The 4,348-nt window shown below is 58.9% G+C and carries 4 protein-coding genes; all 4 read left to right on the top strand.

Annotated elements, in window-relative coordinates; translation table 11 throughout:
- Positions 1-61 precede the first annotated feature (61 nt).
- The 4 genes from ABX749_RS23925 to ABX749_RS23910 all read left to right on the top strand — a co-directional run bounded on the left by ABX749_RS23925 (position 62) and on the right by ABX749_RS23910 (position 3,686).
- Complete coding sequence (locus tag ABX749_RS23925) at positions 62-253, top strand: hypothetical protein (RefSeq protein WP_145207770.1); 192 nt, start codon at positions 62-64, stop codon at positions 251-253.
- Between the two features lie 157 nt (positions 254-410).
- The gene (groES, locus tag ABX749_RS23920) at positions 411-737 is read left to right on the top strand and encodes a co-chaperone GroES (RefSeq protein ID WP_145207769.1); all 327 of its coding nucleotides are present in this window, start codon (positions 411-413) and stop codon (positions 735-737) included.
- Positions 738-754: 17 nt separating this feature from the next.
- Positions 755-2,380, top strand: a complete 1,626-nt coding sequence (gene groL, locus ABX749_RS23915; protein WP_372898212.1) for a chaperonin GroEL — start codon at positions 755-757, stop codon at positions 2,378-2,380.
- Positions 2,381-3,065: 685 nt separating this feature from the next.
- Positions 3,066-3,686, top strand: a complete 621-nt coding sequence (locus tag ABX749_RS23910; RefSeq protein ID WP_372898211.1) for a tetratricopeptide repeat protein — start codon at positions 3,066-3,068, stop codon at positions 3,684-3,686.
- Positions 3,687-4,348 lie beyond the last annotated feature (662 nt).

Raw genomic sequence — 4,348 nt, 5'->3', positions numbered from 1 at the left:
ACGGAAACTTTGTGCGGCAGAGGGAATCTGACAACCGCCCCCCAACCGAAGGAGACACGAAATGATTGGTTTCATCATCATCGAAGTCGACGACGGGTTCACGATTGCCGAAGTCCCCGCGGGTTCCACTCCGGAATCGGTCGCCACGCAATCCGGCGGCGTCCTGGTCGAGGGCGGCCCGTACAAGTCGTTCGCCGAAGCGTCCGACGTGCTGGCGGCGCTGCCAAACCCGTACGAATCCAAACCCATCTAGGACACCAAGGCCGGGCTACAACGGGAAGGGGTTTCAGCATTGGTACAGCGGTTGCTATAGCGTCCGCCGCCGCTGGCGTTGTGCCAAATTGACGGTGGCTCCGGAGCGGCAGGGCCACACTGTTGTGCAATGTCCAAGGAAAGATGGAGGACATTTCATGGCGACTGCTACAAAGTCAGAATCGACCACCAATCTGAAACTCAAACCGCTTGCCGATCGCGTCGTCTGCCAACGTGACGAAGCCGACGAAAAGACGTCTGGCGGGATCGTGCTACCGGATTCCGCCAAAGAGAAAGTCAACCGCGCTCGCGTGATCGCGGTCGGCCCCGGCAGACGCGACGACAACGGCACCGTTCACCCGCTGTCGGTCAGTCCCGGCGATTACGTGTTGCTAAACAAGTATGGCGGCGACGAATTTGACGTCGACGACATCAAGTACACGATCGTCAAAGAAAGCGACATCCTGGCCGTCATTGAGAACTAAGTGGGGGACGATTCGATATGTCAAAAATCATTGCCTTTGAACAAGATGCCCGCGAGGCGATGCGTCGCGGGGTTCACAAGTTGGCCAAAACCGTCCGCAGCACCCTCGGGCCCGGCGGACACAACGTGATCATTCAGAAGAGCTACGGATCGCCGATCGTGACCCGCGACGGCGTGACGGTGGCCAAAGAAATCGAACTGGATGACCCCTATGAAAACATGGGGGCGCGGATGGTTCGCGAAGTCGCTTCGAAGACCAACGACGTGGCGGGCGACGGCACGACCACGGCAACCGTGTTGGCCGAAGCGATCTTCAATGAAGGGCTGCGGGCCGTCGTCGCCGGCACCAATCCGATCGCAATGAAACAGGGGATCGAGCAAGCCGTCGAAGACATTGTCGGTCACCTCAAGTCGATGTCGACCACCGTCAAAGGCCGCAAAGAGATGGAGCAAGTCGCTCGGATCAGCGGCAACCAAGACGCCAAGATCGGTCAAGTCGTTGCCGATGCGATGGAAAAGGTCGGGAAAGATGGCGTGGTCACGATCGACGAAGGCAAGAGTCTGGAAACAGAGGTCAAGTGGGTCGAAGGGATGCAATTCGACAAGGGCTATCTGTCGCCCTACTTCGTGACTTCACCGGAAACGATGGAGTGCGTGCTCGAAGAACCGTACATCCTGATTCATGAAAAGAAGATCAGCAATCTGCGCGACTTCGTGCCGTTGCTGGAAAAGGTGGCCAAGACCGGCAAGGCGTTGTTGATCATCGCCGAAGACGTCGAAGGTGAAGCGCTCGCGACCCTGGTGGTCAACCGCTTGCGCGGAACCTTTGTCGCTGCGGCGGTGAAGGCTCCCGGATACGGTGACCGCCGCAAGGCCATGATGGAAGACATGGCGATCCTGACCGGCGGCAAAGCGTTCTTCGAAAGTCTCGGTGTCAAACTCGAAAACATCGAACTGGCCGATCTCGGACGTGCCAAGAAAGTCATCATCGACAAAGACAACACGACGATCATCGAAGGCGCCGGAAAGACCGACGACATCAAGGCCCGGATCAAGCAGATCGAAACGGAGCACGAAAAATCGACCAGCGACTATGATCGCGAGAAGCTGCAAGAGCGAAAAGCGAAACTGGTCGGTGGCGTTGCCAAGATCAGCGTCGGCGGTGCAACCGAAGCCGAGGTCAAGGAAAAGAAAATGCGTTTCGAAGACGCCTTGTCGGCTACCCGCGCGGCGGTCGAAGAAGGCATCCTGCCCGGCGGCGGCGTGGCCTTGGTTCGCGCGGCCAGCCGCTGCGACGCATCCAAATTGTCCGATGACCAACGGACGGGCTACAACATCGTGCTCAAAGCCTGTCGCGCGCCGGCCACCTGGATCGCCGAAAACGCCGGTCAAGATGGTTCGCTGGTTTGTGAGAAAGTGGCTGCCGAAGACGGCAATTATGGCTACAACGCTGCCACCAACACCTACGAAGACCTGGTCGAATCCGGCGTCATCGACCCCACCAAAGTGGTCCGGACCGCACTCGAAAATGCCTCCAGCGTCTCGACGTTGCTGTTGACCAGCGACGCCCTGATCGCCGAGAAGCCCAGAGACGAAAGCAAGTTCGGCAAGAAAGGCCACGGCGGCGACTACGACATGTACTAAGCTCGATCCCGCCGTAGTGGACGAGGCGACGAGTCCCCCACCCAGTTTCACCGTAGTGGACGAGGCGACGAGTCCCCGATCATCACCAACCACCGGGACTCCTTGCCCCGTCCACTACGGCGAACTTTCATTTTTCCCAATGACAGCTGACGCTCGCCCCTTGACTGGCAATTCGGACATGTGATGATGAAACCGGAATTCATCCTTTCATAGTACGCTCGAACATGACATCGCGCCGACTCAGCCGTGCTTTCGACTTACGCCAGACGCTTGTCTGGGCGTGCTTCGTCGGCTTTGGTTTCGGCCTCTTTGCTTCGCCTTCCGTCGCGCGTCTCAACGAGGAAGACCAACAGGCGCGTCTGGTTGGCACCGTTCTAGATCAGGTCGCGTTGCCCGGTGAATCGATCGGCCAATTCGATCGAGAGGGTTCCAAGCCGGGGCAACCGAATGCGGCGTGTGCCCTTGACCCGCTTCGTGGCTTTGACCGATTACCGCGCGGAAACGATTCGCGTTTGCGATCCGGCGAGGCTTGGCGCGGACGAACGTCTCTCACCGCGCTCGGAGTTCGTTTGCAGATTTAGACGGGGACGATTTTTTTGTTGTTCCTGATGTTTTCTGCAAACTGAACCCGTCTCAGATTCGGCTGCCGGCTTGAACCGCGCAACCGATCTGCCTGGAGATCGCAATGTCCAAACCCAAAACTCTCTCGCGTGCCATCACCGCAGCCGTCGGTGCTGCCCATCAACCTGACTCCGCCGCCACACGCCCCGACGGCGGCGACCTTCCGAGGTCCGTTTTCAACCAGATCCGTAGTGGCAACTACGCCGCTGCCTACCACTCGTTACGCACGCTTCCCCCCAACCACCTCTATCGAAATTGTTTGGGTGTGTGCGCGATGCGCACGGGAAAATTCGATGAAGCCATCCAGATCTTCCGTGGCCTGGCGCTCAGCCCCGGTACGACCATCGTCCGCGGTGACGCCGACGATGTGTTGCTGATCAATTACGCCACCGCGTTACTGCTGGGCAACTTGCCCAGCGGAGCGCTCGACGTGTTGGGGGACTTGAAAGACCGCGACGCGCCGGCGGCCGTTGAAATCCGGTCGGCCATCGACCGCTGGGCCCGCGGCCTGTCATTCTGGCGACGTCTGGACTGGAAGCTGAATCACATCGAACCGCGGAATTGTTCCGTGCCGATCGACTTCGCCCCCGGCGTCTTCCCGATCACTGATGCAACTTGGGCGAACCTTGGGGCCACGCACCAACCCAGCGGGCAACGACAAGCAGTCCGCTCTCTTTCACCGTAGTGGACGAGGCGACGAGTCCCACGTCGTGACTTCATAAACGCCGTAGGCGTATTTCGACGCCGACTACCAAACCCGCGCAACGTACAACTTGGTGCCACCCATCAAACACGCAACCAACGACAGGCAGATCGTGCGATAGCAAATCAGCCTGTCAGAATCGCTCACGCAGTTGGTGGGTGGCACCATTTATGAGTCGTAGTGGACGAGGCGACGAGTCCCACGTCGTGACTTCATAAACGCCGTAGGCGTATCTCGGCGCCGACTACCAAACCCGCGCGTGACCGACAGCCCGCGAGTGACACTAGCAAACGTTGCAGTTGGTGGGTGGCACCATTTATGAGTCGCTCACGCCGTTGGTGGGTGGCACCATTTATGAGTCAGTCCATCGCACACGTATCGCCGTAGTGGACGAGGCGACGAGTCCCACGTCGTGACTTCATAAACGCCGTAGGCGTATTTCGACGCCGACTACCAAACCCGCGCGCGACCGACAGCCCGCGATTGACACTAGCAAATACGCGTGCGGGTTCCGCTCTTCGCATTAGGTGGGTGGCACCATTCGTGGTTAGGTGGGTGGCACCATTCGTGGTTAGGTGGGTGGCACCATTCGTGGTTAGGTGGGTGGCACCATTCGTGGTTAGGTGGGTGGCACCATTCGTGGT

It is taken from the genome of Stieleria sp. (genome assembly GCF_041595215.1).
Classification (GTDB): domain Bacteria; phylum Planctomycetota; class Planctomycetia; order Pirellulales; family Pirellulaceae; genus Stieleria; species Stieleria magnilauensis.
Note: the sequence above shows the minus strand (reverse complement) of the source record. Positions and strands in the feature narration are given on the sequence as shown.